26 protein-coding genes are annotated in these 26,264 nt (G+C 71.3%); 6 read left to right on the top strand and 20 right to left on the bottom strand.

Annotated elements, in window-relative coordinates; translation table 11 throughout:
- Positions 1 to 38: 38 nt before the first annotated feature.
- A complete protein-coding gene (locus AC3EN4_RS26240; protein ID WP_435208648.1) occupies positions 39 to 3,314 on the bottom strand; it encodes a S8 family serine peptidase in 3,276 nt (1,091 codons plus the stop codon).
- A gap of 177 nt (positions 3,315 to 3,491) precedes the next feature.
- Between AC3EN4_RS26240 and AC3EN4_RS26235 the strand changes: the two genes are divergently transcribed.
- Positions 3,492 to 4,049, top strand: a complete 558-nt coding sequence (locus tag AC3EN4_RS26235) for a sugar O-acetyltransferase (protein ID WP_435208611.1) — start codon at positions 3,492 to 3,494, stop codon at positions 4,047 to 4,049.
- An 18-nt stretch (positions 4,050 to 4,067) separates the two neighbouring features.
- Here the strand turns inward: AC3EN4_RS26235 and AC3EN4_RS26230 are convergent, their stop codons facing one another.
- The 4 genes from AC3EN4_RS26230 to AC3EN4_RS26215 all read right to left on the bottom strand — a co-directional run bounded on the left by AC3EN4_RS26230 (position 4,068) and on the right by AC3EN4_RS26215 (position 7,590).
- Positions 4,068 to 4,715 carry a nucleoside/nucleotide kinase family protein gene (locus AC3EN4_RS26230; RefSeq protein ID WP_435208609.1) on the bottom strand — a complete coding sequence of 216 codons (648 nt, stop codon included), beginning with the start codon at positions 4,713 to 4,715 and terminating at the stop codon, positions 4,068 to 4,070.
- Positions 4,715 to 5,365 (bottom strand): SIMPL domain-containing protein, encoded by a 651-nt coding sequence (locus tag AC3EN4_RS26225; RefSeq protein ID WP_435208607.1) that lies wholly within the window; start codon positions 5,363 to 5,365, stop codon positions 4,715 to 4,717. Before AC3EN4_RS26225 ends, AC3EN4_RS26230 begins: the two co-directional genes overlap by 1 nt.
- A 140-nt stretch (positions 5,366 to 5,505) precedes the next feature.
- A complete protein-coding gene (locus AC3EN4_RS26220; protein ID WP_435208605.1) occupies positions 5,506 to 6,525 on the bottom strand; it encodes a prephenate dehydrogenase in 1,020 nt (339 codons plus the stop codon).
- Between the two features lie 93 nt (positions 6,526 to 6,618).
- On the bottom strand, positions 6,619 to 7,590 hold the full coding sequence (locus AC3EN4_RS26215) for a DUF4034 domain-containing protein (RefSeq protein WP_435208604.1): 972 nt from the start codon (positions 7,588 to 7,590) through the stop codon (positions 6,619 to 6,621).
- A gap of 151 nt (positions 7,591 to 7,741) precedes the next feature.
- On the opposite strand from AC3EN4_RS26215, the gene AC3EN4_RS26210 reads away from it, so the two are divergent.
- Positions 7,742 to 9,583, top strand: coding sequence for a M48 family metallopeptidase (locus AC3EN4_RS26210; RefSeq protein ID WP_435208602.1), 1,842 nt, complete (start codon positions 7,742 to 7,744; stop codon positions 9,581 to 9,583).
- Between the two features lie 47 nt (positions 9,584 to 9,630).
- Here the strand turns inward: AC3EN4_RS26210 and dapC are convergent, their stop codons facing one another.
- Both dapC and fdxA read right to left on the bottom strand, forming a co-directional pair.
- The gene (dapC, locus tag AC3EN4_RS26205) at positions 9,631 to 10,740 is read right to left on the bottom strand and encodes a succinyldiaminopimelate transaminase (protein WP_435208646.1); all 1,110 of its coding nucleotides are present in this window, start codon (positions 10,738 to 10,740) and stop codon (positions 9,631 to 9,633) included.
- Positions 10,737 to 11,063 carry a ferredoxin gene (gene fdxA, locus AC3EN4_RS26200; RefSeq protein ID WP_007464872.1) on the bottom strand — a complete coding sequence of 109 codons (327 nt, stop codon included), beginning with the start codon at positions 11,061 to 11,063 and terminating at the stop codon, positions 10,737 to 10,739. Before fdxA ends, dapC begins: the two co-directional genes overlap by 4 nt.
- A gap of 79 nt (positions 11,064 to 11,142) precedes the next feature.
- Between fdxA and AC3EN4_RS26195 the strand changes: the two genes are divergently transcribed.
- A complete protein-coding gene (locus tag AC3EN4_RS26195) occupies positions 11,143 to 12,099 on the top strand; it encodes a GNAT family N-acetyltransferase (RefSeq protein ID WP_435208601.1) in 957 nt (318 codons plus the stop codon).
- Positions 12,100 to 12,523: 424 nt separating this feature from the next.
- Here AC3EN4_RS26195 and AC3EN4_RS26190 read toward each other — a convergent pair whose 3' ends face one another.
- From AC3EN4_RS26190 to mshB, 3 genes are all read right to left on the bottom strand, one after another.
- Entirely contained in the window at positions 12,524 to 12,988 is a 465-nt protein-coding gene (locus AC3EN4_RS26190; protein ID WP_435208599.1) for a hypothetical protein, read from the bottom strand.
- Between the two features lie 79 nt (positions 12,989 to 13,067).
- Positions 13,068 to 13,505, bottom strand: a complete 438-nt coding sequence (locus AC3EN4_RS26185) for a hypothetical protein (RefSeq protein ID WP_435208644.1) — start codon at positions 13,503 to 13,505, stop codon at positions 13,068 to 13,070.
- A 17-nt stretch (positions 13,506 to 13,522) separates the two neighbouring features.
- Positions 13,523 to 14,488: an N-acetyl-1-D-myo-inositol-2-amino-2-deoxy-alpha-D-glucopyranoside deacetylase gene (mshB, locus tag AC3EN4_RS26180; RefSeq protein ID WP_435208597.1), complete on the bottom strand. Its 966-nt coding sequence runs from the start codon at positions 14,486 to 14,488 to the stop codon at positions 13,523 to 13,525.
- Between the two features lie 87 nt (positions 14,489 to 14,575).
- Between mshB and AC3EN4_RS26175 the strand changes: the two genes are divergently transcribed.
- Positions 14,576 to 16,720 carry a S9 family peptidase gene (locus tag AC3EN4_RS26175; RefSeq protein ID WP_435208595.1) on the top strand — a complete coding sequence of 715 codons (2,145 nt, stop codon included), beginning with the start codon at positions 14,576 to 14,578 and terminating at the stop codon, positions 16,718 to 16,720.
- 63 nt (positions 16,721 to 16,783) lie between these two features.
- Here AC3EN4_RS26175 and AC3EN4_RS26170 read toward each other — a convergent pair whose 3' ends face one another.
- The 4 genes from AC3EN4_RS26170 to AC3EN4_RS26155 all read right to left on the bottom strand — a co-directional run bounded on the left by AC3EN4_RS26170 (position 16,784) and on the right by AC3EN4_RS26155 (position 19,326).
- Positions 16,784 to 17,158 (bottom strand): DUF805 domain-containing protein, encoded by a 375-nt coding sequence (locus AC3EN4_RS26170; RefSeq protein WP_422736812.1) that lies wholly within the window; start codon positions 17,156 to 17,158, stop codon positions 16,784 to 16,786.
- Between the two features lie 98 nt (positions 17,159 to 17,256).
- A complete protein-coding gene (locus AC3EN4_RS26165) occupies positions 17,257 to 17,898 on the bottom strand; it encodes a DUF7003 family protein (protein ID WP_435208593.1) in 642 nt (213 codons plus the stop codon).
- A gap of 101 nt (positions 17,899 to 17,999) precedes the next feature.
- A complete protein-coding gene (locus tag AC3EN4_RS26160) occupies positions 18,000 to 19,172 on the bottom strand; it encodes a helix-turn-helix domain-containing protein (RefSeq protein WP_435208591.1) in 1,173 nt (390 codons plus the stop codon).
- Positions 19,162 to 19,326 (bottom strand): hypothetical protein, encoded by a 165-nt coding sequence (locus AC3EN4_RS26155; protein WP_435208590.1) that lies wholly within the window; start codon positions 19,324 to 19,326, stop codon positions 19,162 to 19,164. Before AC3EN4_RS26155 ends, AC3EN4_RS26160 begins: the two co-directional genes overlap by 11 nt.
- A gap of 149 nt (positions 19,327 to 19,475) precedes the next feature.
- Between AC3EN4_RS26155 and AC3EN4_RS26150 the strand changes: the two genes are divergently transcribed.
- Positions 19,476 to 20,219, top strand: coding sequence for a helix-turn-helix domain-containing protein (locus AC3EN4_RS26150; RefSeq protein WP_435208588.1), 744 nt, complete (start codon positions 19,476 to 19,478; stop codon positions 20,217 to 20,219).
- On the opposite strand, the gene AC3EN4_RS26145 is transcribed toward AC3EN4_RS26150, so the two are convergent.
- The 4 genes from AC3EN4_RS26145 to AC3EN4_RS26130 form a co-directional block, all read right to left on the bottom strand.
- On the bottom strand, positions 20,208 to 20,660 hold the full coding sequence (locus tag AC3EN4_RS26145) for an NUDIX domain-containing protein (RefSeq protein ID WP_435208586.1): 453 nt from the start codon (positions 20,658 to 20,660) through the stop codon (positions 20,208 to 20,210). The genes AC3EN4_RS26150 and AC3EN4_RS26145 overlap by 12 nt on opposite strands.
- Before the next feature lie 110 nt (positions 20,661 to 20,770).
- A complete protein-coding gene (locus AC3EN4_RS26140; RefSeq protein WP_435208584.1) occupies positions 20,771 to 21,316 on the bottom strand; it encodes an ATP-binding protein in 546 nt (181 codons plus the stop codon).
- 16 nt (positions 21,317 to 21,332) lie between these two features.
- Positions 21,333 to 22,010, bottom strand: a complete 678-nt coding sequence (locus tag AC3EN4_RS26135; protein ID WP_435208582.1) for a nucleoside/nucleotide kinase family protein — start codon at positions 22,008 to 22,010, stop codon at positions 21,333 to 21,335.
- A 1-nt stretch (position 22,011) separates the two neighbouring features.
- Positions 22,012 to 22,305: a hypothetical protein gene (locus AC3EN4_RS26130; RefSeq protein WP_435208581.1), complete on the bottom strand. Its 294-nt coding sequence runs from the start codon at positions 22,303 to 22,305 to the stop codon at positions 22,012 to 22,014.
- 229 nt (positions 22,306 to 22,534) lie between these two features.
- On the opposite strand from AC3EN4_RS26130, the gene AC3EN4_RS26125 reads away from it, so the two are divergent.
- Positions 22,535 to 23,299 carry a DUF427 domain-containing protein gene (locus tag AC3EN4_RS26125; RefSeq protein ID WP_435208579.1) on the top strand — a complete coding sequence of 255 codons (765 nt, stop codon included), beginning with the start codon at positions 22,535 to 22,537 and terminating at the stop codon, positions 23,297 to 23,299.
- Between the two features lie 85 nt (positions 23,300 to 23,384).
- On the opposite strand, the gene AC3EN4_RS26120 is transcribed toward AC3EN4_RS26125, so the two are convergent.
- Together AC3EN4_RS26120 and AC3EN4_RS26115 are read right to left on the bottom strand one after the other, a co-directional pair.
- Complete coding sequence (locus AC3EN4_RS26120) at positions 23,385 to 25,127, bottom strand: ABC transporter substrate-binding protein (RefSeq protein WP_435208578.1); 1,743 nt, start codon at positions 25,125 to 25,127, stop codon at positions 23,385 to 23,387.
- A gap of 147 nt (positions 25,128 to 25,274) precedes the next feature.
- Complete coding sequence (locus tag AC3EN4_RS26115) at positions 25,275 to 26,261, bottom strand: ABC transporter permease (protein WP_422736823.1); 987 nt, start codon at positions 26,259 to 26,261, stop codon at positions 25,275 to 25,277.
- Positions 26,262 to 26,264: the final 3 nt, after the last annotated feature.

The following is a 26,264-nucleotide window of genomic DNA, read 5'->3' as shown; positions in this document are numbered from 1 at the left end:
TCCGCGGCGGTAGGCCGCGGACCCGCCGGGGGTACGCCTCAACGCAACCGGTACGCCTGGATGATCCGCTGCGTCACCGTGTTGCCGGCGGCGTCCCGGGCGGTGGCCCGCAGGGACGCGTAGCCGGGGCCGGCCGGGTGCCGGACGGTGGCCGTCCACCCGTGCCCGCCGTGCCGGACGCGGGCGGGTTGCCAGGTGCGCCCGCCGTCGTAGGAGACGTCCACGCTCAACCCGGTCAGACGCGCAGCCGGCGCACCGGGCTGCCGCTGCACCTGCACCGGGATGACCAGGCTGGTACCGGCCGGTGCCGCGTTGTCCCGACCGAGCGGCGGCGTGAACCAGATCGCCGACACCGGCAGGTACCGGTGGTCGTCGCCCGGCACATGCCCGGACCGGAACGTCCATGCCGCGCCGACCTCGGTGCTCAGGTCGGTGAAGCTCCGCTTCGCGGACACCTCCAACCGGTAGGTGGCCGCGCCGGGCGGCACGGTGAACTGCCCGTCCCCCGGGTCCGGTAGCTCCTGCACCAGGACACCGTCGCGGTAGAGGGCGGTCCGGCCGGTGTCGGTGACCGACCCGCCGAGGTGGCCGTCCGCGTCGCCGTGCAGCGGGATGCTCACCTGGATCTGGTCGCCCAGCCGCGAGACGCCCTGACCCGCCCAGCGCGGCGGCGGGAAGGACGGCCCGTACGGCGCGGTATTCCAGGTCTCCCGGACGTGCTGGCCAGCCCGGTACGCCGTCGATTCGGCGACCAGCATCGCCTTCGTGTCGGTCCAGCCGTCCTCGGTGGGCACCCCGAAGCTGAGCTCCGAGGACCAGCGCAGGCCGTTGGTGTTGTAGTGCTCTACCCGCTGTCCGGGTACCGCCGTCGGCAGGACCGTGGCCCAACCGCCGAAATCCGGTTCGAGGTGCGGGAAGACCACCCGCTCGGCGACCAGCCCGGCGTACCCGCCCCGGAACTCGTGGGTGACCGTGGCCAGGTCCCGGGCGCGGTAGTTCCGGTCGAAGCCGGTCGGCATCCGGCCGGGGATCTTCTCACTGAGCGCGTACAGGTAGGGGCTGCTGGCCACCTCGGGCTTGCGCCACTGGCTGCTCACCGTGGCGAAGAACCGTGCGCCGGGGACCGCCCGACCGAGGTTGCCGGTGGCCAGGCCGGTGAAGTCGAACGCGAGCAGACCGAAGCCGTACCCGCCGTCGTCGACGCCGACGAAGTTCGCGCTGATGTCGACCAGGTCCGGGACGGCAGTACGCTCCGGGACGGTGGTGCGCACCGGCCGGGCCCGGCGGGCGTCGACGGTGACCGTGACATCGCGGTCGAGCACCAGCTCGGGCTGGGCCAGTTGGGCCGCGCCGCTCTCACCGGCGAAGATGATGCTGGCCAGACCGTACCGTCCCTTGGGTACCCGGACCTCGACGGTGCCGTCCGCGTCGTACAGGTTGCGGCTGGTGAGGGTGTCCAGGTCGACGAGCGCGGTGACGTAGTCCTCGGGCACCGCACCGCCGGCGTCGACGTGCCGGACGGTGAGCTGGTAACTCTCCACCTCCCGGTTCACGGCGACCGGGGTGACCGCCACGGCGGCTCCGGAGCGGGCCACGATCCGGCCGGTCCAGTAGCCGTCCGTACCGACCCGGGTGTCCACGGTGACCGTGGTGCCGGCGGTGCCGCCGGCGGGCACGGTGACCTGTCCCGCGCCGAGGGCGAACATGCCCGCCGGGGCGGGCTGACCGTCCGGACCGGTCACCTCCAGGCTCAGGTCCAGGGTGAGCGGGTCCGGGCCGTCGTTGTGCCAGTCGACCTTCCGGGTGACCGGGGTGTCGTCCCCGTGCGGCCAGGCCGGTTGCCCGAAGGAGACACTGACCGGCGCGCTGGTCACCCGCTGGGTGATCGCGCGGGCCACGTCGACACGGCCGGCGCCCTGCTGGAACGCGGTCTGCTCCGGGTGCGGCTTCGCCGAGGCCATCAGGGTCGCCTTGAGCTGGGCCGCCGTCCACCCGCTGTGCTGCTGGGCGAGCAGCGCCACCGCGCCGGTGACGTGCGGCGCGGCCATCGAGGTGCCGGAGAGGGTCATGTACTTCTCCCCCACCGGTTCGCCGAGCAGCGTGCCGTCGGCGCGGGCCGCGACGATCTCCACGCCGGGCGCGGTGATGTCCGGCTTCAGCCCGCCGTCGCCGACGCGCGGGCCCCGGCTGGAGAACTCGGCGAGGGCGTCGTCGCGGTCCACGGCACCGACCGTGAGGGCGGCCTCGGCGCTACCCGGTGAGCCGACCGAGCCGTCCGTACCGTCGTTGCCGGCGGCGAGGACGAAGAGCGCGCCGGTCTGCGCGGTCAGCGACTCGACCGCCTCCTCCAGCGGGTCGACGTCGGGGCTGTCCGTGCCGCCCAGACTCATGTTGATCACGTCTGCGTGCTGGTCGACGGCCGCCCACTGCATGCCGGCCAGGATCGCCGAGTCCGGGCAGCCGTACTCCTCGCAGACCTTGCCGTTGAGCAGCGTGGCATCCGGGGCGACACCGTGGTACTTGCCGCCCGACGCGGCGCCGCTGCCCGCGATGATCGAGGCGACGTGCGTGCCGTGACCGACGGGGTCGCCGGTGTCAGTGGCCTCGGTGAAGTTCTCCGCCTGCGCGATCCGACCGGCCAGGTCGGGGTGGCTGGCGTCGATGCCGGTGTCGAGCACCGCCACGCGGACCCCGCGACCGGTGAAGCCGGCCTGGTACGCGGCGGGCGCGCCGATCTGCGGCACGCTGTGGTCGAGGCTGACCTGCCGCAGCCCGTCGAGCCAGATCCGATCGGCACCCCCCGCCGTGCCGATGCGGGCGCCGGTGCCGGTGAGAGCCGCCCAGACGGCGGTGGCCCGCTGCTTGTCGGCCGTGGCGGCGAACCCGCCGATGGCGGGCAGTTCGGTCGTGACGGTGAGCCCGGTCGGCGCCGCCGCCCTCCGCGCGCCCGCGCTCGCGGTGACCAGCACGGGCAGGTCGGCGCGGCGCGCGTCGTCGTAGCCGGCGGCGATCAGCCCGGTCACGTCGAACAACCGCCGGTCGACCCGGCCCTCGCGGACCAGGGGCAGGGCGTCCTGGGGCAGCACGGTCAGGTGGCCGTGGTCGCGGGTGGTGAGAAACCGCTGGTGGGTACGCCCCGGGCCGGGGCGTACCGAGGCGGCTCCGGAGTCGGTGACGGTGACCCGGTCCCCGGTGAGCAGGGTGACGGTCTTCCCGGCGGCCGGGCTCACGGTGGCCGGGGCGGCGGGAGTGGAGGGGGTACGCGGCGGGCTGGCCGTGGCGACCGCCGGGCTGCCCAGGACGAGGGCGGCCACGGCGATGGCGGCGGAAATCCTTCGACGTCGATGCAACGGATCCTCCTCGGTGGAGCGTCGATACCAGTGGAGACGCATTGACCACCGTCATGGTTGCATACTTGGTATGCAAAATTGGGGTCCAAAATATGACGGAGCGACCAACCGACCCGACGGCCAGCCGGCATCATCGACCGGGTGACCTCGATGAAGGACCGGATGCTGGCGGGTGAGCCCTACCTCGCCGACGACCCCGAACTCGTCGCCGACCTGGACCGGGCCGCCCGCCTGATGGAACGCTTCAACACCAGCTCGGCGGCCGACCCGGCGGCCCGACTCGCGGCCCTGGACGACCTGCTCGGCGAGCTGGGCGAGGACACCTGGATCCGGCCGCCGTTCTACTGCGACTACGGCTGGAACATCCGGATCGGGCCACGCACCTTCGTCAACTACCACGCGGTCTTCCTCGACGTCGCCCCGATCACCCTCGGCGCGGACGTCCAGGTGGGACCGAACGTGCAGCTGCTCACCCCGACCCACCCGGTGGAGCCGGGCCCGCGCCGCGACAAGTGGGAGGCCGCCAAGCCGATCACCATCGGCGACAACGCCTGGCTCGGCGGCGGTGCGATCGTCCTGGCGGGAGTCACGGTCGGCGCGAACACCGTGGTGGGCGCGGGCGCGGTGGTCACCCGGGACCTACCCGCCAACGTCGTCGCCGTCGGCAACCCGGCCCGACCGGTCCGCGACCTCGACTGACCCGCGCCCGCCGCGCGATCAGGGTGCCGGCGCCTCCGGCAGGCGGACCACCAGGTCGGCGTGCACGGCCGTCGGGGTGATGAGAGCGGCGTTGGTCTCGTCGCTGCCCAGCGCCCAGGCCCGGGCCTCCTCGGGTGTCCGCCCGTACGCCTCGTGCCGGGCGGTCAACCGACGCTGGCGCAGCTCGGCGTCCAGGTCGAGGAACCACACCTCGTGCAGCAACGTGCGGACCTCCTCCCAGGGCGGGTCCGGCACCAGCAGGTAGTTGCCCTCGGTCACCACGAGGCGAACCGACGGCGGCACCTCGATCGCCCCGGCCACCGGCTCCTCCAGCTCCCGGCGGAACTCCGGCGCGTACACCGAGGTCGGCTCCAGCCGACGCAGCCGGCGCAGCAGCGAGGCGTACCCGTTGGCGTCGAAGGTGTCGATGGCGCCCTTGCGGTCGGCACGGCCCAACCGTTCCAGCTGGGCCTGGGCCAGGTGGAAGCCGTCCATGGGCACCAGCCGCGCGGTCGCGCCGACCTCGGCCACGATCCGCTCGGCCAGGGTGGACTTCCCCGCACCGGGCGCCCCGGTGATGCCGAGCAGTTGCCGCGGACCGGCATCGGCCAGTGACCGCGCCCGCGCCACCAGCTCGTCGATGGCCAGCACCCGGGCCGGCGGCATCAGCCGAGCACCGGATCGCTGATCGTGAACCGGGCCTGCACCGCCGCCTGCACGGTCTGCGGCTGCGGATCCAACTCCAACTCGGGGACACCACCGCCGGCACCGCCCCCGACGTCGTACGCCGCGCGGGCGAACATCGGGCGGTCGGCCGGACCGGCGTCGGCCAGCTCGACGAGCGCGGTGACCCGGGCGCCCAGCGCCTCGGCGTACTCCCGGGCGCGCAGCAGCGCGTCGCCGATCGCTGCGTGTCGCGCCTCGCGGTACGCCGGGCTGTCCGGGCGCAGCTCCCACCAGGGGCCGGAAACCTGGACCTGGTCCTGGTCGGCGAGCCGGAGCATCAGCTCACCGAGCGCGGTGAAGTCCGTGACCGTCACCGTGGTGGTGACGCTGCCGAGCCAGCCCACCACGCGTTCGCCCGAGCGCTTGGTCTGCGGCCGGACCCACAGGTCGCCGGTCTCCCGCCGGGCCACCGCCGGCTCGGAACCGTCCAGCAGCACCCGGACGGCGGCTGCTCCCTCGGCCAACTGGGTGAGCGTCGCCTCCCGATCCCGGCCGCGAGCCGTCACGGTGACCGCGAACCGGGCCAACTCGGGCGGCACCTCCCGGGTCGCCTCTCCGCGCACCTGTACCACCGGGCTGTCCGTCGCCATGCCTGCCAGCCTAGGGCCTGTTTCATGAGGGCGGTCGAGCCGAGGCGAAGTCCGGGCGGCGAGCCGGCAAGGCTCGGTCGCGTTCGGAGACCGGTGCGGTATCCGAAGCCGCCGGCCCGCCAGTTTCTTTGCAGCAGGCCCTAGTCAGCCAGCGGCAGCAGCGCCGGATACGAGACGACGTCCGGACCGACCCGGCAGCCCGTCAGGTGACCGCCGGCAGCGCCCAGCTCGCACAGCCAGGCCACCTCGTCGGTATGGTCCCCGTCGGCCGGGAAGTCCCGGTCCGCCGGGGCGAACCGTCGCTCCCGCAGCGCCGACCGCGCCGCGCCGGCCTGCGCGTACCTCGCGGTCAACCCGGTCGCGTCGGCGGACCGCAGCGCGTCCGCCAGCTCGTCCAGGAGTACCCGCACCTCGGCCAACCCGTCCAGCACCCGCGCCCGGTTGCCGAGCAGCATGTTGGCCGTCCGCTCGGCCGGCGTCCCGGCGACCCGGGTGCCGTCGGAGAAGCTGCCCGCGGCCAGCGCCAACACCGCGTCGCGCAGCGGCGACCGCTGCGTCGCCCCGGCCAAAGCGCCGGCCAGCAGGTGTGGCACGTGCGAGGCGAGCGCGGCCACCGCGTCGTGCGCGGACGGGGACATCGGCACCACCCGCGCGTCGAACAGCTCCACCAGCAGGCCGGTCAGCCAACGGAAGGCGGGTGTCGCCGCGCCCGGTGCCGGACACAGCACCCAGGCGGCACCGGCCAGCAGATCCGGCCCGGCGGCCGTCAGGCCCGCCCGGTCGGTGCCGGCCATCGGGTGCCCCGGCACGAACCGGTCCGTCAGGCCGGACGTGGCGGCGATCGCCGCCACCTCCTCCTTGGTGCTGCCGACGTCGGTCAGCACGCAACTCTCGCCGGTCATCGCCACCATCTCGACAAGCGTCGCCGGCAGGGTGGGCAGCGGCCCGCACAGGAACACCACGTCCCGGTCGGCCACCGCCTCGGCCAACAGGTCCGGAGCGGGTACGCCCAGCCCTCGGGCCCGTCGCCGGGTCTCCTCGTCAGGATCCCAACCGGTCACGTCGACGCCCGCGGCGTGCATCCGGAGCAGCACCGAGCCACCGATCAGGCCGGTGCCGACCACCGCCGCCCGTACCCGTGCGCCGGGCCTGTCCACCATCCGCACACCTCGACGTTCCTGCTGGGGTACGGGACCGGCACGGCCCCGACCAGGTCCGGCGCTGAGGATATCGCTCGGAGACCCGGACGCCGGTCAGTCCTCGGCGGCCATCGCGTCGTCCCGCCACGCGACGAACGGGATCACCGGATTTCGGTTGATGTACTGCCAGGGCCAACTGGTCACCTGGTCGCCGATCACCTCGAACTGGCCGGCCGCGGAGCGCAGGTCCCCCACCTTCGAGAAGCCCATGGCGAAGGTGTTGTGCACACTCGCCCAGCCAGGCCGGCGTCGGTAGTCGGGGTGGCGTACGGAGTGGTCGGCGGCGGCGTTGATCTCCGCGCGTACGGCGTCGTCGTCCAGGTACTCCTCGTCCTCGCCGACGGGCAGGTCCAGCCACTTCTCCAGGTGCGCGACGACGATCAGGTGCCCCAGCGGCGAGCCGGCCGGCGACTTCGCCACGGCCTCCCGGGCGAACTCGAACATCTCCTCGTGGCTGCCGAACCACTTGTGGCAGCGGTACTGGAGCATCTGCTCGTGCGCGATCCGGTGCGCCGGATGCCGGGCCACCACCTCGTCGAAGCGCCGGGTGGCCTCTTCCGGGTCCACCTGCCGGCCACGCGCCGAGGTGACCAGGAACGTGCGCGCGGTGGTGTCGTCCGGGTCGCGGTCGGCCACCTCGTCCAGGGAGTTCTCGGCCATCCGCAGCCGTCGCCAGAACTCCTTGAACTGATCCTGGCTCACCTGCGAGGCGCGGGCGCCGCTGCGCGCCTCCCAGGCCCAGTAGACCGCGTGCGCCCCACGCACCAGCACCGGCAGCGTCGAGCGGGGCTCGGCCTCGACCCACTCGCCGATCCAGTCCTGGAGGCCGTCGGTGTCGGCGAGCGCCGAGACGTAGAAGGCGTGGTCGTCCGGGTCGGTCACCGGGGTGAGGAGATCGCGGATGGTGCCCCAGTCCCGGCGTTCACCCGCCTCCCGCAGCGCCCGCGCGGTCGGGTCGCCCTCCGCCGGGTCCACGACCAACGTGGGAACGGCCACCTGCTTGCCACTACGTCGGAACGGCCACATGCCGTGTTTCCTCTCACCCCGTCGAAGACCCGGCAGATCGTAGATCTTGCGAAGGCCGATCCGGAAGGGGGTTGTCCACTGCTGATCATCGTCGTACGGTCCGCTCCGCCGCCCGCCGTCTGGATGCGGGCGAACAGCGGGAGGAAATCAAATGTCCGCGACATACCGGGCACTCGCCTCGGTGGTCATGTTGATCGGCTTCTACGTCGTCGCGCTCCTACAGCTCGCCGCCGTCGTCGCGCTCGGGTTCTGGCTGTACGGCCACACCAACGGGCTCGTCACCGGGAAGCTGTTGCTGCCCCTGGTCGTCGCGCTGGGGGCGGTCGCCGCCGGGCTGTGGCGCGCGATCCGAACGAAGAACGAGCCGGCGCCCGGCCTGGTCCTCACCGAGGATGCGGCGCCGGACCTGTGGGCCACCGTGCGGGAGCTGGCCACCGCGGTCGGTACCCGCGCCCCGGACGAGATCCGGCTGGTGCCCGAGGTGAACGCCGCGGTCGCCGAGCAGAGCCGACTGCTCGGCCTGGTCGGCGGGCGGCGCACCCTGTACGTCGGACTGCCGTTGCTCCAGGCGATGCGGGTGGACCAGCTCCGCTCGGTGCTCGCCCACGAGCTGGGCCACTACTCCGGCAAGCACACCCGGCTCGGCGGCGTGGCGTACCGGGGTCGGCTGGCCATCGCGGAGACGCTGGACCGGATCAGTTCGCGCAACCCGATCGGCTGGGTCTTCAAGGGTTACTCGAAGCTCTACCTGATGGTCGACAACGCCGCGTCACGCCGGCAGGAGCTGGAGGCCGACCGTTCCTCCGTACTGCTGGCCGGCCACGACGCCGCGGCCTCCGCGCTGCGTACGCTGCCGGCGCTGGGCGCCGCCTGGGCCTTCTTCATGCGCCGGTACGTCGAGGGAGGCTGGTCTGCCGGGTTCGCGCCGGACGACCTCTTCGGCGGCTTCGGCAAGCTGCTCGACGCCCGCCGGGACGAGCTGGCCGAGGTGCGGGAGAACGCCCCCGAGCGGAAGCCGTCGCCGTGGGACACCCACCCGCCGATCGGCGTCCGGGTTGCCGCGATGGCGGACCTGCCGGCCGGGGCGGTCACGCCGGACGACCGGCCGGCCGCGCTGCTGCTCGCCGACATCGACAACGCCGGCCGGCAGTTGCAGGGTCTCGTGGTCGACCACGGCAGCCGTGAGGTGCTTCCCTGGACGCAGTTCACCGCCGCGGCGGTGGCGGCCATGGTGCAGCAGCGGGCGGACGGCATCTACCGGGCCGCGGGGCGCTTCACCGGTGTCACCACGCCGGGCCTCACGACCGTGCTGGAGCTGGTCAACTCCGGTCGGCTGGGTGAGTTCGCCGAGCAGTTCTTCGACGACGCGACCCGCAAGGAGGCGGCCGCCCGGTTCGCCGGACCGATGGAGACGCTGCTGGACAACGCGGCCGTCCGCTCCGGTGGGGCCCACTGGCAGCTCTCCTGGTCCGGTCCGGCGCAGCTCGTGGGCCCGGACGGGCAACCCTGGGACCTCGCCGAGATCGCCAAGCTGGCCGTCGCGCCGCAGACCCTGGACGTGGCGCTGGCCCGCCTGGCGGAGCTGGGCGTCGACCCGTCCGACGCGACCGTGGTGGAGGAGCGGGTCTCCGGGCGGGACGCCGACCTGATCGGCGCGCTGGCCAACATCAAGATCGACGGCATCGAGCACGACGTGCTCATCCTCGACCGAGGGCTGGTCCTGGTCGCCGACCCCGGCAAGGCCAGCCAGGGCGAGACGCGGCTGCGCGCACTCGTCGAGTCGGTGCCGATCGCGGAGCTGGCGACCCGGCACACGTTCCTGCCGTACGAGGAGATCGCCTCCGTGGACGTCAAGCGGCAGGTGCCGCTGAAGGCGGAGCTGACCCTGCACGACGGCCGGGTGGTCGCCATGCAGGAGCTGATGAGCAGCGAGCTGCTGGAGAAGCAGAGCCGGGACACCCTGCTGCGGGTCTTCGGCCGGATCAGCGACTGACGCCCGCCGGGCGTTCGACCGCACGGGGTCGGCCGCCCGGAGCGCGGTCAGGCTTCGGCGAGGCGTGCCGCGACCGCGGCGACGTGCTCGTCGGACTCGGTCAGCGCCACCCGCACGTACCGCTGGGCGGCGGGACCGTAGAAGACGCCGGCAGCGACCAGGATGCCGCGCCGGGCCAGCCAGTCGACGGTCTGCCAGCAGTCCTCGTCCCGGGTGAGCCAGAGGTAGAGGCCCGCCTCCGAGTGCTCGATCGTGAAACCGGCCTCGGTGAACGCCGCGCTCAACACCTCACGCCGGGCGCGGTAACGCTCCCGCTGCTCGACGGCGTGCTCCTCGTCCCGCAGGGCGGCCACCATCGCGGCCTGCACCGGCGCGGGCACGATCATGCCGGCGTGCTTGCGGATCTTCAGCAGCTCGGCGACGAGGGCCGGATCGCCGGCCACGAACCCGGCCCGGTACCCGGCGAGGTTGGACCGCTTGGAGAGCGAGTGCACGGCGAGCACGCCGGTGTAGTCGCCGCCGCAAACCTGCGGTGACAGCACCGAGACCGGCTCGGCCGACCAGCCCAGCGGCAGGTAACACTCGTCGCTGGCGACCACCGCGCCGCGCTCCCGGGCCCAGTCGACAACCTTGCGCAGGTGCGCCGCGGGCAGCACCCGGCCGGTCGGGTTACCGGGCGAGTTGACCCAGACCAACCGGACCCGTGAGGTCGGCCCGACCGAGGTGAGCGAGTCGGCGCGGACCACGGTCGCGCCGGCCAGCCGGGCACCGTCCTCGTACGTCGGGTACGCGATCGACGGCACGACCACCACGTCGCCGGGGCCGATGCCGAGCAGGGTGGGCAGCCAGGCGACCAACTCCTTGGAGCCGATGGTCGGCAGCACGCCGAGACCGTCGACCCCCGTGCCACAGGCCCGGGCCACCCACGCGGCGATGGCGTCGCGCAGCGCCGGGGTCCCGGCGGTCAGCGGGTAGCCCGGAGCGTCGGACGCGTCGGCCAACGCCTGTCGGATCACCGCCGGGACCGGGTCGACCGGTGTGCCCATGGAGAGGTTGATCAGGCCATCCGGATGCGCCGCGGCCAGTGTGGCCGCGGCGTCCAGGGTGTCCCAGGTGAACTCGGGCAGCCGTGCCGAGACCGGCGCGGGCCGGTTCAGTGGCCCTCGCCGCGCGGCGGCTGCGCGGCGACGAAGGTGGCGTCCTTCTCCACCTTGCCGATCTTCGAGGCGCCCCCGGGCGAGCCCAGGTCCTCGAAGAACTCGTAGTTCGCGCCGGTGTAGTCCTTCCACTGCTCCGGGACGTCGTCCTCGTAGAAGATCGCCTCCACCGGGCAGACGGGCTCACAGGCACCACAGTCGACGCACTCGTCGGGGTGGATGTAGAGCATCCGGTTGCCCTCGTAAATGCAGTCGACCGGGCATTCCTCGATGCATGCCTTGTCGAGCACATCCACGCACGGCTCGGCGATGATGTAGGTCACCGGTCTTCTCCTCCGCAAGACGCGCCGCGATCTCCCGCGACGGTAAGAGCCTAGTATCTCGCCGGGGAGGGGGTCGATCGTGCTCCGACAGCAGGATGTGGGACATCGGATCGTAGTCCGCCGGATTGTGGGGATTCGCGAAGGCCGACCGCTGTTCTCCGACGCCCTCGGCGAGTTGGTCGAGCTGAGCGAGACCCATCTCACTCTCGCCACGGCGCAGGGCCCGCTCCGCGTCCCGGTGGCGCAGGTGCACCGCGCCAAGCGGGTACCGCCGACCCGCCGGCCGACGGCCGCGGCGGTGGTGGCGCTCGAGCGGGCCGCCGACGAGGCGTGGCCCGCCCCGACCCGCGGTCGGCTCGGCGACTGGCTGCTGCGCTCGGCCGAGGGTTGGACCGGCCGGGCCAATTCGGCGCTGCCGGTCGGCGATCCCGACCGACCGCTGCCGGCGGCCGTCGACGCGGTCGAGCGCTGGTACGCCGAACGGGGTCAGCCCGCGATCATCAACACGCCGCTGCCGCTCGCCGCGCCGGTCGGCGCCGAACTGGACGAGCGCGGCTGGACCACCCGCCCACCGACCCTCGTCCAGACCGCCCCGCTGCCCCTCGCCGCCGCCGGGCTGGGCAGGCCGGACGCTGCCGTCGTCGAGGTGGTGGCGACGCCGAGCGCGGACTGGCTCGCCATCGCGGCCGGCCGCAAGGGCGGGCTACCGGACGCCGCCCGACACGTGCTCACCGCGGTGGGCCAGGTCCGCTTCGCCCACGCGTACGTCGACGGCACGCTGGTGGCGATCGGCCGAGGCACGGTGACCGGCGAGGGCCGCTGGTTGGGCCTCAGCCTGATCGAGGTGCTGCCGTCCGCCCGCCGGCAGGGACTGGCCCGGCGCGTCATCGGCGAGCTGGCCGCCTGGGGCGGGTCGGCCGGCGCGACCCACGCGTTTCTCCAGGTGGAACAACGCAACACGCCCGCCCTGGCGCTCTACCAATCCCTGGGCTTCACCACCCACCACACCTACCTAACCCGAGTAGCCCCGCACTAAGCCACCCTCGCCCTCGCCCTCGCCCTCGCCCTGCCGATCTTGCACTTTCTGTGGCGACGAAGAGGGCATATCTGCCCATGTCGGCGACCGAAAGTGCAAGATCGGCGAGGGAGTTTGGCTCGGCGCGAGGTTCTGGCTCCGCGCGGGGCTGGCTCCGCGCAGGGCTGACTCCTCGCTCCGCCGATCTTGCACTTTCTGCGGCGACGAAAAGGGCAGACCTGCCCAAGTCGGCGACCGAAAGTGCAAGATCGGCGCGAGGTTCCGGCTCGGCGCGAGGTTCCGGCTCGGCGCGAGGTTCTGGCTCGGCGCGAGGTTCTGGCTCGGCGCGAGGTTCCGGCTCCGCGCGAAGTTCCGGCTCCGCGCGAGGTTCTGCTCGGCGCGAGGTTCCGGCTCCGCGCGGAGTGCAGGCTCGGCGCGGGCGGGGTCAGCGGCGGACGACTCGGCGGGGCTTGGCGGCCTTGACCTCCGTGTAGCGCTTCAGCTGCTGGGAGCGGTAGTCGAGACCGAGGGCCGTCGCCACCAGGTAACCGCCCAGCGTCCCGAGGCCGGTGGCCAGCAGGTAGAGCCAGATCTGGGCGAAGAACGTGCCCGCGCCGCCGGCGAAGGGGTTGTGCGCGACGACCAGCGGCCCGACCAGCACGGTCAGGGCCATGGCGAGCACCACCGCGATGGTCACGTCACCCGCCCAGACGGCCAGCGGCCGGACGCGTCCCCAGCGGAACGCGACCACGGCCAGGGTCAGCCCGATCACCACGAACATCGCCAGTGAGACCCGGTCGGCCGCAGCGTCGTCGCTGTCGAAACCGAACCGGGTGATGAGGCGGGCGACCACGTTGACCGCGAAGAGTCCTCCCGCGAGCGCCCCGATGGTCCGCCACCGTCTGTCCATCGCACGACCTCCTGCCGTACGCCCCGTTCGCGGGGCCGCTTCCCTGGCAGGAATATCTACCACTCGGACCTGTGTGACGTCACCAGCCGCCGAGCGTCGCCGGTGGGGCGAGGATCTGCCGGAAACCCATCACCGCGAACGTCATCGCGCCGGCCACGATCATCGCCAGGCCGACCCAGTTGTCGCCGGCCAGCAGCAGGTCGCCCTCGGTGGTGCGGATGGCCGCCACCGCCATCAGGGCGAACCACGGCACCGCCGGCAGCGCCACCGCCCAGCGGCGGCCGACCGCCTCGTGCGCGAACCAGCTCAGCAGGATGTTCGCGCCGACGGCGAGCAGCACGGAGACGCCGATGAGCTGTCCGCCGACCCGGAGGGTGGCGAGCAGCAGCTCCAACACCCCGGTCACCACGCCGGCCACCACCACCACGATCGCGCCGGCCACCCGCAGGCTCAGGTCCAGCATTCGCGGGGGCGGCCCCGCCGGGGGCGGGGCGTCCTGGTCGTTCACGACCGACATCGGCGCGGCGGGCAACGTCACCGGAGACCGGCCGCCGCGACCGGGGAGCGGTCCGTGCCGGGCGAGGGACCGTCCGCTGCGGCCGAGGAATCCTGGGCACCGGCCGAGGGCAGCCCGGCGAAGAGGTCGTCCTCCCAACCGTACGGGCCGAAGCCCGGGCCCTTCGTGCCGACGGCGAGGGTGAAGAACTCCACGCCCATGAACTCGCCACCGAAGTTACCGGCGATCGAGTAGAGCCACGAGGTGGCCGGGATCTGGGTGGCGTGCGCCCGCATCGCCGCCTCCTTGGCCGCGTGCTGGTCGGTGCCGTCGATGCGGGCGGCGATCTGCTCGTCCGGAGTGCCGAAGGGCAGCTCGGCCAGGTCCTGGATGCCGGCGAACGGATTGTCCGAGGATTCCGCGAAGTGCGACATGCCGGCCTCCAGCACGCTGAGCGGCATGGCCGTCCAGTAGACCTTGGCCGGGGCGCAGCCCTCGGCGGCGGCCAGCTCGACGGCGCGCATCGCCACCCGGTGCGCCTGGATGTGGTCGGGGTGGCCGTAGAAGCCGTTCGGGTCGTACGTGATGAGCACCTGCGGGCGTACCTCCCGAATGATCTCCACCAGGTGCCCGGCGGCCTCGTCGAGGTCGGCCTGCCAGAAGGCCCGGGGGTGCTCGTTCGTCGCGAGGCCCATCATCCCCGAGTCGCGGTAGCGACCGGCGCCGCCGAGGAAGCGGTGGTCGGCGACGCCGAGCGCCGCGCAGGCGGCGGCCAGCTCCGCGATCCGGTACCCGCCGAGCTGGTCGGCCTCGGCGGCGGCGAGTTGCGCGAGCGCCGGTACGTGGATCTCGCCCTCCTCGCCGAGCGTGCAGGTCACCAACGTGACGTGCGCGGCGGCGGCGGCGTAGTGGGCCATCGTCGAGCCGGTGCCGATCGACTCGTCGTCGGGGTGCGCGTGGACCAGCAGCAGGCGGCGGTCGGGCAGCGTCGTCACGACGGTCACTCTAACCGGCAGCCCGGCCCGGGAGTCGTTGGACGCGTCCGCCCAGGTCGGCCACATCACGTCCGGCGCGGCTCTACGATTTGGCCTGTGGACTTTCCGGAGCTGGCCGCCCGTACCCGCCGGTTCAGCCACGGCGCGCCACGGGCTGTCTCCGTGGCCGCAGACGGCTCCCGGGTGATCTTCCTGCGCTCGGCCGGCCCGGAGGATCCGGCGGACGCGCTCTGGCTGTTGAACGTGGCGACCGGCGAGGAACAACTGGTGGCCGACCCGGCGGCGCTGCTGGGCGACGACGGCGACGTGCGGGCGCTCAGCCCCGGTGAGCGGGCGCTGCGGGAGCGGCTCCGGCTCAGCGCCGCCGGCATCGGCTCGTACGCGTTGGACGCCGCCGGCCGGGTGGCCGTGTTCGCCCTGGCCGGCCGCCTGTTCCGGGCCGACCTGGTGCACGGCGACGTGGTGGAGGTGGCCACGGTCGGCCCGGTGCTCGACCCGCGGCCGGACCCGACCGGCGAGCGCCTGGCGTACGTGACCGACGCGGCCGACGGCGTACGCCGGGGTGAGCTGCGGGTCATCGAGGCGGACGGCACCGACACCCTGCTGGCCGGCGAGGACGCGGGCGTGAGCTGGGGGTTGGCCGAGCACATCGCGGCCGAGGAGTTCGGCCGGTACCGGGGCTACTGGTGGGCGCCGGACGGGCGCACGGTGCTCGCCGCACGGGTGGACGAGTCGCGGCTGGACCGCTGGCACCTGCACGACCCGGCCGAGCCGGGCAGCCCGCCGACCGCCGTCGCGTACCCCCGGGCCGGCGGCCCGAACGCCGAGGTGAGTCTGCACCTGCTGGACCTCGACGACGGCTGGGTCGACGTGCACTGGGACCGCGAGACCTACCCGTACCTGACCGGGGTGAGCTGGGCCGAGGGCAGTCCGCTGATCACCGTGCTGCGCCGCTCGCAGCAGCACGGCCTGGTCCTCGCGGTGGACCCGCGCACCGGCGAGACGCAGGTGCACGCCGAGCTGGCCGACCCGCGCTGGGTGGAGCCGATCGCCGGCACGCCGGCGCACCTGCCCGACGGCCGGGTGCTGGTCGGCGGCGAGCTGGCCCATGACGGGTACGACGCGCGGTGCCTGTTCGCCGACGGCACGCTGCTCACCCCACCCTCGCTCTACGTGCGGCGGGTGGTCGGTCGGCTGCCGGCCGTCAGCGGTCCCGCCGACCTGCTGGTGGAGGCGAGCGACGGCGAGCCCAGCGAGCGGCACCTGTTCCGGGTCCGTACCACCATCGGCGGCGGGGTGGACGCCCGGCGGCTCACCACCGACTCGGGCTGGCACACGGCGGCCGTCGGCGGGGACGTGCTGGTGGTCGGGACTGCATCGCTGGACCACGCCGGGGTGCGCTGGACCGTGTCGCGCGGCGGCCAGGAACTCACCGAGCTGCGGTCGCTGGCCGCCGAGCCGCCGTACTCTCCGCTGCCGCTGCTGGAACGGGTGACCGACCGGCGGCTGCCGGCGGCGGTGCTCTACCCGGACAACCATGTGACGGGCCGGCGGCTGCCGGTGCTGCTGGACATCTACGGCGGGCCGGGCCACCAGGAGGTGGTGGCGGCGCGGGCCGCGTGGTTGGAGCGGCAGTGGTGGGCCGACGCCGGGTTCGCGGTGGTCACCATCGACAACCGGGGTACGCCGGGAGTGGCCCCCTCGTTCGAGAAGGCGATCCACCGGCGACTGGCCGACGTGATCCTCACCGACCAGATCGACGCGTTGACCGCGCTCGCCGGCAAGCACCCGGACCTGGACCTCGGCCGGGTGGCCGTCCGCGGCTGGTCGTTCGGCGGGTGGCTGGCCGGATTGGCCGTGCTGCGCCATCCGGAACTGTTCAAGTGCGGCATCGCCGGCGCCCCGGTCACCGACTGGACGCTGTACGACACCGCGTACACCGAGCGGTATCTCGGCCTGCCGGAGGACGGCATGGACGTGTACGCGCACCACTCGCTCATCGAGTTGGCCGCCGAGCCGGTCACCGGCCCGGACCAGGCCCGTCCGCTGCTGCTGGTACACGGCCTGGCCGACGACAACGTGGTGGCCGCGCACACGCTGCGACTGTCGGCGGCGCTGCTGTCGACCGGCCGACCGCACGCCGTGCTGCCGCTGACCGGCGCCACCCACATGGCCGCGAACGGCACCGCCGAGCGGCTGCTCCCGCTGGAACTGGAATTCCTGCGTACGCACCTGGGCTGAAACGGAGGCGTCCCCCGTTCCAGCGGCGCTGCCGGAACGGGGGTATTCAGGGGTGCGGACAGGTCAGTGCTTGGGGCTGGGACCGAACCGGTTCGCCCCGGGCGTGCCGTCCTGAACGAAGAACACGATCAGGACAATGGCGCCCACGATCGGCACGAGGCCGATCAGCAGCCACCACCCCGTCTTGTCGGTGTCGTGCAGGCGTCGCACCGCGACAGCCAGCGTCGGCAGCAGCAGCGCCAGGGAGACGACAAGACCGATGAAACCGTTTGACGAATCGTCGGCAAAGGTCAGTCCCAGTGCGTTGTCCAGGACGGAGGCGACGATACTGACAAGGACGGTGAACAGAAAGAACCACCAGTACTCAGAGCGGCGGGCTCGACCTGTGAAGCCGACGTACTGACTGAGGACCGATTTCACGGCGGTACCGAAGGACATGGCTGTCTCCCGCTCTTGAGGGGGGTCTCAAGCGCGAGGGTAGCCAAGCGAATCAATGTCACGCGGTCAAGCGCCTGACCATCGGCGGTGATCGGCGACTACAGGCTCCCCGACTCCGGCCAGTGGGACCAGTGTGTGTTCGGCTGCGCTTCGGGCGCGTAGAGCCCGAGATCGCCGGTCGCCAGGACATCGGCGATCTGGCGGAACGTCTCGGACTGACTCGGACGGGTACCGCCGGCCAGGTCGGGGTGGTGCCATTCGTCCAGCCGCAGGACCTCGGGCAGGTCGACGGGGATTCGGCGGCGCAGTTCCCGTTCGTCCGCCAGGAGAAGCTCGCGATGACGCGGGACAAGCCGACGCAGCACGTCGACCAGATCCTCACCTGACTCGCCGGCAACGCCGATGTCCCGACCGCGAAGCACCACGGGGCCTCCCCGGTACGTCTCTGGCTCGTCCGGGTCCTCGATCTCGTCCCAGTTGTCGACCCGGTCGAGGAAGTCGCCGTTGTCGGTGCCAGGTTCGCCGCTGGTCAGGCAGTTGCCGAACACGTGGAGCACGTCAGTGAGGTTGCCGGCCCGTGGCGAGTAGCCGATTGTCTCGACGACGAGCGCCCATCGCCCGGCATCCCGATATCCGTGCAGCCGGGCGTCAACGGCGTAGGAGTAGCCGTTGTCGAGGTCCGGAAAGTGGAAGTCCTCGGCTGCGGCGTCGAGTTGATCGAGGATGTCGGCCGGGCGCACAGCCGAGCACTGTAGTGCGTCGCGCGGTGACCAGGGCATTCACCTCATCCTTACGTCAGCTCTCCTGGGGCGCGATACCGATCCGGGGCGGACCGCCATGCTTAGAGCACCCCAAGGTTGATGGCGAGCTGGGTGATCGTGGGTGGGGCGGCCGGGTGGCGGGCGACCTGGGCAACAACGTGCCGCGCACAAGGCCGGTGGCGGATCTCGGCGGGCGCGACGCCGTCGACCCGCACCAGAAGCCGGGCCGCGTTGCCGGGGTCGTTGATATGGAGGTAGGCACGCGCCGCGTCGAGGAGGTGCGCGGCGCGATGTTCGACCGGCAGCCACCGCCAGCCGTCGCGCCCGACAGCCTCCCGATGTCGGGCTACCGCCTGCGGACCGTCGCCCAGTTCCACCGCGGCGGTGACCCGCGCCAGCTCGACAGCCGTCGGCCCGAACGCCGTCCGGTGATGGTCGTGTCCATCACCCACTCGAACGGCCAGCCCGGCGGCCTCGGCCAGCAGGTCACCGCTCGCCCGGTCATCACCCGCCACGGCTGCCGTCAGAGCAGCTTGTACGAGCAGCGATCCGTACAGCGACAATTCCTGGGGCGTCTCCGGGGTGAGCTGGGAGGCGGCGGCTAGCAGCACCGGCCTGGTCCGCGCCGCTGCCCGCAGCACCTGGCCAAGCTGCACCGCCGCGCAGGCGAGCAGCACCCGGTCACCGACGGCGGCGGACATCGCCCGATCAGCGGCCAACCACGCCAGACTCCCCTCGCCCAGCTTGACCAACAGCGCCGCCGTCACCCGGTAGACCTCAACCACTGCTTCCCGCCCAGCCGGCAGCTCCTGCGTGTCCACGCGATGAACCTCGGTGACCAACGCGGGCAGCAGTTCGACCAGACGCGGGTACCGGGCGTACTGGTAGGTCATCCACGCCTGCCATACCTCCCGCGCCAACTGCTCCGGCGACATCACCGCCTGGTCCGCCGGACGATGAAAGGCCGTGGGGTACGCGGACAGCGCTGCCCGGATCCGCGCAACGCCATCGCGGCACTCGGCCACCCCAGCGGGCTGCGCATCTCGCCCGAGCAGCGCGGCGGGATCGACTCGCAGCACCGCCGCGACCTCCCGGATGGTCGACACCCGCTCCAGCGAGCGAACCCCTCGCTCAACCTTGTCCACCCAGCTCTTCGACTTTCCCAACCGATCGGCGAACGACTGCTGCGACAACCTCCGCCGAACCCGGAGGTACGCGACACGCCGACCGATGGGAACCGGATCACCGCCCACGTCGCCACCGCCGATCCGGCACCGCCCGAGTCGTCTCCTCCACCGGTATCCGCTCCGACTCGGCCTGCGCGAGCAACCGGCGCTTGGCCGCCTCTCGTTCGGCGGCGTCGATCTGCTCGCCCGTGTTGGGCATCTCGTCGTCGCGCTTGGACATCATCACCTCGCTGCTGGGCGCATCGGCACATCCGCCGTCGTCGCTGACCACGATGACGCCGATCAGTCGTCGGATGCGACGGCACAGGAAATGACATAAGGGATACATGCAGGGCGACATTTAGGCGACTTAGAGTTATCGTGGCGAACATGAACGCCCCGAATACCGCCTTGCGCTCGGTCCGCCTCGGGATGCGCATGAGCCAGGACGACTTCGCCCGCGCGCTCCAAGCCGCTGGCCTGCGCGTCGGCGAGCCCAACGACGCCAACAAGAGGCTCGTCCAACGCTGGGAGGCCGGCGTGATCGCCGCACCCCGGCCCGTGTACGCCCGCGCGTTGGAGGTCGTTACCGGCCTACCGGTCTCCCTACTGGGCTTCGCCGCGATCCCCGACGGCCATGCCGCCAGCGACCAACAGGGTGGTCACGACCTGACCTCGCCCATGTCCACCCTGGCCACCCCGACGCCCAAGCCACGCATGGTCCACAAGTCCTACGAGGGGGTGTGGCTCAGTCGCTACCAGTACCACTCCAGCGGCCGCAGCGAATCATTCGCCGGCCAGCATTTCGTTGTCGTACTCCAGCACGGCGACCGCCTGACCGTGCGCAGTCTGCCTGGCTCGGCGGCATCGTCACTGTCGCTGGACCTCACCGTGGACGGTGCCGTGGTCACCGGGACGTGGGTGGAACAGACGGATCCCGCCGGCTACTACCGTGGAGCCCGCTACCACGGCGCGATTCAGCTTCTGGTGGAGCCGACAGGCCGGCGGATGGCCGGAAAATGGGTCGGGTTCGGCAAAGACATGGACGTCAACACCGGTCCATGGGAGCTGACATTCCGCGATGCCTCCACGTCCAAGGCGACGCTCGACCGCTACAACACGTCACCCGAATAGGGCTTGTCCCTTGGGTCGGGCTCGGTGATCGGCAAGAGCCCTGGTGAACAGGGCGAGGTAGCTGTCGTGGGCCAGGGACAGGCCGCCAAGCTCGTTTTCGGTGAACCAGCCGATGGCATCGTGCTCGTCCGGTGCGGCGTTGACCGGAGACCCCGTCCACGCTTCGATCAGCCAGATCTGCATGTCGAACGTGTCGGTATGAACCTCGTGCACGGGCGGCCCCGAGGGCGCCGTGACGTCGACGCCCACCTCCTCCCGCAACTCCCGGGCAAGCGCCTCGCCAGGTAGTTCCCCGGGCTCCACATGTCCACCGGGCATGTCCCAGACGTCGGGGTACCACCGACGCTGCGGGGACCGGTGACACAGCAGCACCCGGTCGCCGTCGCGCAGCAGACCGGTGACGATGCGTGCCTTGGCAGCGCTTTCGAGGGAGTTCGACACGGCCGCATCGTGTCACCTGTGGCGGCTCAGTGGTGGGCACGCCCGCTCAAGCTCGTCACAACATCCGGGTTGTTGCTGCCTGCGGGGCGCAGCAGCCAGCACCGTGGCGATCACGGAAGATCGCGCCGGCTTGGCGGCCAACGGTCGGCGCGCCAGTCGTTCCAGGTCGCGAAACCGGCCGGCGGGGCGTCGACGGGTTCGGATCCGTCGAGTTCCCCCGGCGTCGGGACGTCCATCTGGGCGGCCCACTCGGCGAGTTCCTCGTCGGACATCGGCCACGTCGTGTGGGGAGCGTCCGCCTGGCGCTGGTCGAGCCGTTCGCGCTGCTCGGCCGGGGTGAGTTCGAAATAGCGCAGCTCCACCTCCGCGCCGAGGTCGGCCGCGGCCTGCCGCAGAGCGGAGCGCTCGTCCCGACTCCAGAGGCCAAAGTCGATCACCACATTGTTGCCGAGTTCGAGCGCGCGCAGCCCGATCGCGATGAGCCGCCCCTCGATCACGTCCGAGGCCGCAGGCGGATTATCGGCACCGTAGAGGGCCTTCACCCACTCGTCCTTGGTCAGGCGAAGCGCCTTCTGCTCGATCTCGATCCGCCGCGCGGCAGTGGTCTTTCCGGTACACGGGAGCCCCACCGTCAGGAACAGTGTCGGTCGCGTCATCACGGCTCCTCTACGGTCAGCGTGCCCGGGTCTGCCAAACCGGCTTCTGCGGCTCGTCATTGTGCACGACGAAGTCGGCCTGATCGCTCGGGCGCACGATGTCGAAGTAGAGCTGCTGGGCGGGGATTAAACGCTCCCGCCAGCGCCTTTCGACATCCGCCTGGGAGGACACCCGCCGCTCTCGGATCACGGCACGGTCCACCGTCGTATCGATCGCCGTGGACACGAGAATGCGCAGCTCCCACCGATCGACCACTTCCGGGCGCATGAGGAAGACGCCGTCGAACACCAGCACGGCGTCGGCGGGTGCCGTCATGGCCGGCGGGGACAGCACGGCATCCGTGTTGCGGTCGTACACCGCTGGTTGGAAGCCCCGATCGCCGCCCGGTCCGAGGGGATCGAGCAGAACCCGGTTCAGCGCCGCCCAGTCGTGGGTGTCGAAATAGCAGCCTTCGGCCGAGTACTCGCCCCGCGGATAGCGTCGCGTCCGGGGAAAGAGGAAATCGTCGACCGTCGCGCGGATGACGTAACGGCCCTGACGTCGCAGGACGACGGCGAGTTCGTCGGCGAGGGTGGTCTTGCCGCTTGCTGGTGGACCGTCAACGGCGACCCGTACCGGGTGTGCGACATCAACGGCGCCGACCGCCTCGGCGAGACGCCCGAGCAGCTCCGCACGGCGCGGTCCCGGCCTCATGTCAGTCGTCCTCGATGCGCCCGGTGGTCGGATCGACCATGGCCAGGAAGTCGCGGATGTTCTCCTTGTGCCCGTCGAGCGACAGGCCGGCAGTCGGGCCAACGCCGAATCCGTAGCCGGGGTTCGGCCCGCTGAGCCAGGTGTAGTCGGTGCCGTCGCACTCGTTCGGACGCAGGGCGAACGTCTCTCCGTCGACGTCGACGATGACCGAGGTGGCGTCGTCCGTGGGTACCGGGCGCAGACCGGGTACGGCGCCCGGGTCGACACCGCCGCCATCCGGGTAGATCGGCTTCACCCGGCCATCTTCCCGCGAAACGACCCAAACCGCAGGCCCCCTACGACGCTGTCGAAAGAGGCCCTGCCTGCGGTACGACGGCACCACCCAACCTCCGCCGCGAAGGGCTCGTCACGAACTGCGGCATCGGTTACGGTCTCTGCAACAAACGCATGTGACAACGCGGGGGCCGCCCTGATCGTTGAACCGGCACCTGCCCGAGCCGGCCGTCACCGCACGGGAGGACAACGTGTCGGATTACCCGAAGATGATCGTCCCGGTCGACCACATCGAGCCGGTGCCTCGCCGGATCCGAGCCTTCCTCGGCGGCGAACAGGTACTGGACACCACGCGGGCGTTGTACGTGTGGGAATGGCCGTTCTTCCCGCAGTACTACATCCCCGTCGACGACCTGAATCGCAACCTGTTGATCGAGGGCCAGGGCACCGAGGCGTCCCGGCGCGGGACCGCGCGGCTGCACGGACTGCAGGTCGGCGAGACGATCCGTCCTTCCTGCGGGCGGTTGTACGGAGACGACGCGCTGGCCGGGTTGGCGAACACGATCCGGTTCGACTGGGCAGCCATGGATGCCTGGTTCGAGGAGGACGAAGAGGTCTTCGTGCACCCCCGCAACCCGTTCGCGCGGGTGGACGCGGTGCGTTCCACCCGCAGCGTCAGGGTGGAACTGGAAGGGGTCGTCCTGGCCGAGTCGACATCGCCCGTGCTGGTCTTCGAAACCGGCCTACCACCCCGCTACTACCTGAACCGGACCGACGTGAACTTCGAGCACCTCGTGGCGTCGGCGACGAGGACCGGCTGCCCGTACAAGGGCCAGACCAGCGACTACTGGTCCATCCGCCTCGATGACCAGACCCACCCGGATCTGGCCTGGTCGTACAACTTCCCGACCGCCGCGCTCCTGCCGATCGCCGGCCTGATCGCCTTCTACAACGAAAAAGTCGATCTCTTCGTCGACGGCGAGCGACTGAGCCGGCCGAAAACGCCCTTCCACTGAACCAACGCACTGGACTGCTCAAAAAGCCGGCAAGGGCCCCTTTCAACGAGACTGTCGAAAGGGGCCCCGCCTGCGGTACGACGACCTACGGCTTGACGAACGCGTTGACGAACGACGGGTAGCCGAAGACGCTGGAGACGAAGACCCCGCCGGCCTTAGAGCCGTGCACGTGGTAGGCCACGTCGACGTACATCGGCACCACGGGCGCGTGCTCCTTCATGATCCGCTCGTCCAGCTTGGCCCACTCCGGGCCCTGCTCGGACGGGGCGAGCGCCAGGATCCGGTCCATCTCGGCGTTGATCGTCGGGTCGTTGAAGTAGGACTGGTTGCTGTTCCCCTCGGCCTTGATGCTGCGGCCGTCGTACAGCACCGGCAGGATCGCCGCGCCGCTCGGCCAGTCCGCCGCCCAGTTACCGATGTACAGGTCCCACGGGTTGTCCTTCTTCTTGATCTCGTCGAGCTTCGCGTCGTCCGAGATGTTCCGCAGCGTGATCTTGAAGCCGGCACGCTCCAGGTTGGCCTTGAGCTGGGCGCCCTGCTGCTGCTCGGTCGAGTTGTCGGCGACACCGAGGACCAGCTCCGGCGTCTGCCCGCCGAGCAGCTCCTTGGCCTTGGCGACGTCGCCGTTGGGGCCCGCCGGGTACGCCTCGTACGCCTTGTAGCCGATCGTGGCCGGCGGCATCAGCGTGGTCAGCGGGGCGGCGACGTTCTGGCCGCCGAGCGCCTTGACCATGCCCTCGCGGTCGATGGCGTAGTTGAGCGCCTGGCGGATCTTGAGGTCCTTGACCCGCTGGTTGTTGATGACGAGCTGGTTGGCGCTCGGCGTCGGCGAGAGGATGCTGCGCGACTTCAGCGCGGCGTCCCCAGCCACCTTGGCGACCAGCGAGGCGGGTACGGCGTTGAAGGCGAGCGCGCTCTGGTCGGCGCCGTTGTCCGCGATCACCCGGTTGTTGGCGGCGTCCGCGGTCGGGCCGAAGCTCCAGACGAACTGGTCCGGGTACTGGTGCCGGACCGGGTCGGTGTTCGGGTCCCAGTTCGGGTTGCGATCGAGCGTGATCTGCACGCCGACCTGGTTCTTGGCGACCTTGTAGGGGCCGGACGAGAACGGCTGCTTGTCCAGGTCGATGCCGGTGTCCTTGTCCGGGGGCAGCGGCGCGGTGGTCGGCAGCGAGACGGCGAACGGCAGGTCACAGCGCGGCTTGGCGAACTCGAACCGCAGCGTCTTCGCGTCCGGCGTGGTCAGCCCGGGGGGCAGGGACGTCTTGTTCTTCTTGAAGTCCCACTTGGTGTCGAACTGCGGGGTGTCGGCCAGCCACTCCTGGATGTAGGTCGGGCCACCGGAGAGGTCGGGGTCGAAGGAGCGGGCGATGCCGTACGCGATCTCCTTGGCGGTGATCGGCCGGCCGTCCTCGAACTTCACCCCGTCCTTGATGGTGAATTCCCAGACCTTGCAGTCGTTGTTGACGTTCTTGCCGGGCGTCTCGGCGAGGTCACCGACGAGGACCAGGCCGCCCTTGCCGTCGTCCTTCCAGGTGGTCAGGTAGCGGGCGAAGAGCGGGTTCGTCATGAGGCCCGCGAACGAGTACGTCCGCTGCGGGTCGAGGTGGGAGATCGGCGACTCCCGGATGATGGTGAAGGTGCCACCCTTCGTGGCGCCGCTCACCTCGGCCGCCGGCCCCTGCGAGTCCTTGGGGTCGGTCGCGATGACCCCGGTCTGCTGCCGGTTGTTGTCCACCGTGGTGCCCTCGCCGGTGTTCTTCGAGCACGCACCCAACGCCACAACCAGAGCGATCGCGCCGCCTGCGGCAACCGCCACGCGTGGTCGCATGAAGTACCTCCTTCACCCATCTGCCGAGCGGTTCCGTCGGGGCGGGAACCGCCGACGTCCCGAGGATCGTAAGGAAGAAAACCTACGAGTTGTGTAACAGTTGTCGATAAATTTCGCCAGCAGCCACGCACGGCACGGCGGTACGGGTCAGCGCAGCCGGACCCGCGGGTCGATGGCCGCGTACAGCAGGTCCACCAGCATGTTCGCCAGCACCACGAAGACGGCGGCGATCAGCACGGTGGCCATGATGGTGGGCAGGTCTCCGGACTTCACCGCGTCCACCGCCGTACGCCCCAACCCCTGGATGCCGAACGTCGTCTCAGTGATCACCGTGCCGCCCAGCGCCCCACCCACGTCCAGCCCCGCGATGGTCACCACCGGAGTGATCGCCGCGCGCAGCGCGTGTCGCCCGTACACCTTGGGTTTGGACAGGCCCTTGGCCCGTGCGGTGCGGACGAAGTCCTCCGACAGCGTCTCCAGCATCTGCGCCCGCGACAGCCGGGCGTAGATCGCCGAGAACAGGAAGGCCAACGCCACCCAGGCGAGCACCAGCCCACTGGCCCACTTCGCCGGATTGTCGAACAGGGACGTGTAGCTCGGTACCGGCAGCCAGCGCAGGTTGTAGACGAACACCAGCAGCAGCACCGCGCCCACGAAGTAGAGCTGCAACGACGCGCCGGTCAGCGAGAAGCCGATGGCGGCCCGGTCCAGCCAGGTGCCCCGGCGCAGCGCCGAGACCATGCCCAGCCCCACCCCGAGCAGCAGCCAGAGGATGGCCGCCGGGATCACGATGCTCAGCGTCACCGGCAGCACCCGGGCGATGGTGTCCGAGACCGCCTCGTTGGTGACGTACGACCAGCCCAGGCAGGGCGCGTCGCACCGGCCACCCTGGGCGCTGCCCAGGTCCCGACCGGTGACGATGCCCTTCATGTAGCCGGCGTACTGGCTGACCAACGGGTCGTTGAGGCCCAGGTCGTCACGGACCCGTTCCAGCCGCTCCGGGTTGCAGTTCTTGGAGCAGATGCTGCTCACCGGGTCGCGCGGCAGCGCGAAGAACATCAGGAACGTCAACACGCTCACCGCGAAGAGGGTCAGCACCGCCGAGAAGAGCCGCTTGATCAGAAATCGCGTCATGGG

Source organism: Micromonospora sp. bgisy143 (genome assembly GCF_057708145.1).
The sequence above is the reverse complement of the archived record's forward strand: the minus strand, read 5'-3'. Positions and strand labels throughout refer to the sequence as shown.

What these genes read in the sequence shown, in the direction of transcription:
- AC3EN4_RS26230 (WP_435208609.1), bottom strand. Translation starts at nt 4,715, where the DNA reads ATGCCGCCGGCCCGGGTGCTGGCCATCGACGAGCTGGTGGCGCGGGCG.
- AC3EN4_RS26225 (WP_435208607.1), bottom strand. Translation starts at nt 5,365, where the DNA reads ATGGCGACGGACAGCCCGGTGGTACAGGTGCGCGGAGAGGCGACCCGG.
- AC3EN4_RS26220 (WP_435208605.1), bottom strand. Translation starts at nt 6,525, where the DNA reads ATGGTGGACAGGCCCGGCGCACGGGTACGGGCGGCGGTGGTCGGCACC.
- AC3EN4_RS26215 (WP_435208604.1), bottom strand. Translation starts at nt 7,590, where the DNA reads ATGTGGCCGTTCCGACGTAGTGGCAAGCAGGTGGCCGTTCCCACGTTG.
- AC3EN4_RS26210 (WP_435208602.1), top strand. Translation starts at nt 7,742, where the DNA reads ATGTCCGCGACATACCGGGCACTCGCCTCGGTGGTCATGTTGATCGGC.
- AC3EN4_RS26190 (WP_435208599.1), bottom strand. Translation starts at nt 12,988, where the DNA reads ATGGACAGACGGTGGCGGACCATCGGGGCGCTCGCGGGAGGACTCTTC.
- AC3EN4_RS26185 (WP_435208644.1), bottom strand. Translation starts at nt 13,505, where the DNA reads ATGTCGGTCGTGAACGACCAGGACGCCCCGCCCCCGGCGGGGCCGCCC.
- AC3EN4_RS26170 (WP_422736812.1), bottom strand. Translation starts at nt 17,158, where the DNA reads ATGTCCTTCGGTACCGCCGTGAAATCGGTCCTCAGTCAGTACGTCGGC.
- AC3EN4_RS26155 (WP_435208590.1), bottom strand. Translation starts at nt 19,326, where the DNA reads ATGTCCAAGCGCGACGACGAGATGCCCAACACGGGCGAGCAGATCGAC.
- AC3EN4_RS26150 (WP_435208588.1), top strand. Translation starts at nt 19,476, where the DNA reads ATGAACGCCCCGAATACCGCCTTGCGCTCGGTCCGCCTCGGGATGCGC.
- AC3EN4_RS26140 (WP_435208584.1), bottom strand. Translation starts at nt 21,316, where the DNA reads ATGACGCGACCGACACTGTTCCTGACGGTGGGGCTCCCGTGTACCGGA.
- AC3EN4_RS26135 (WP_435208582.1), bottom strand. Translation starts at nt 22,010, where the DNA reads ATGAGGCCGGGACCGCGCCGTGCGGAGCTGCTCGGGCGTCTCGCCGAG.
- AC3EN4_RS26120 (WP_435208578.1), bottom strand. Translation starts at nt 25,127, where the DNA reads ATGCGACCACGCGTGGCGGTTGCCGCAGGCGGCGCGATCGCTCTGGTT.
- AC3EN4_RS26115 (WP_422736823.1), bottom strand. Translation starts at nt 26,261, where the DNA reads ATGACGCGATTTCTGATCAAGCGGCTCTTCTCGGCGGTGCTGACCCTC.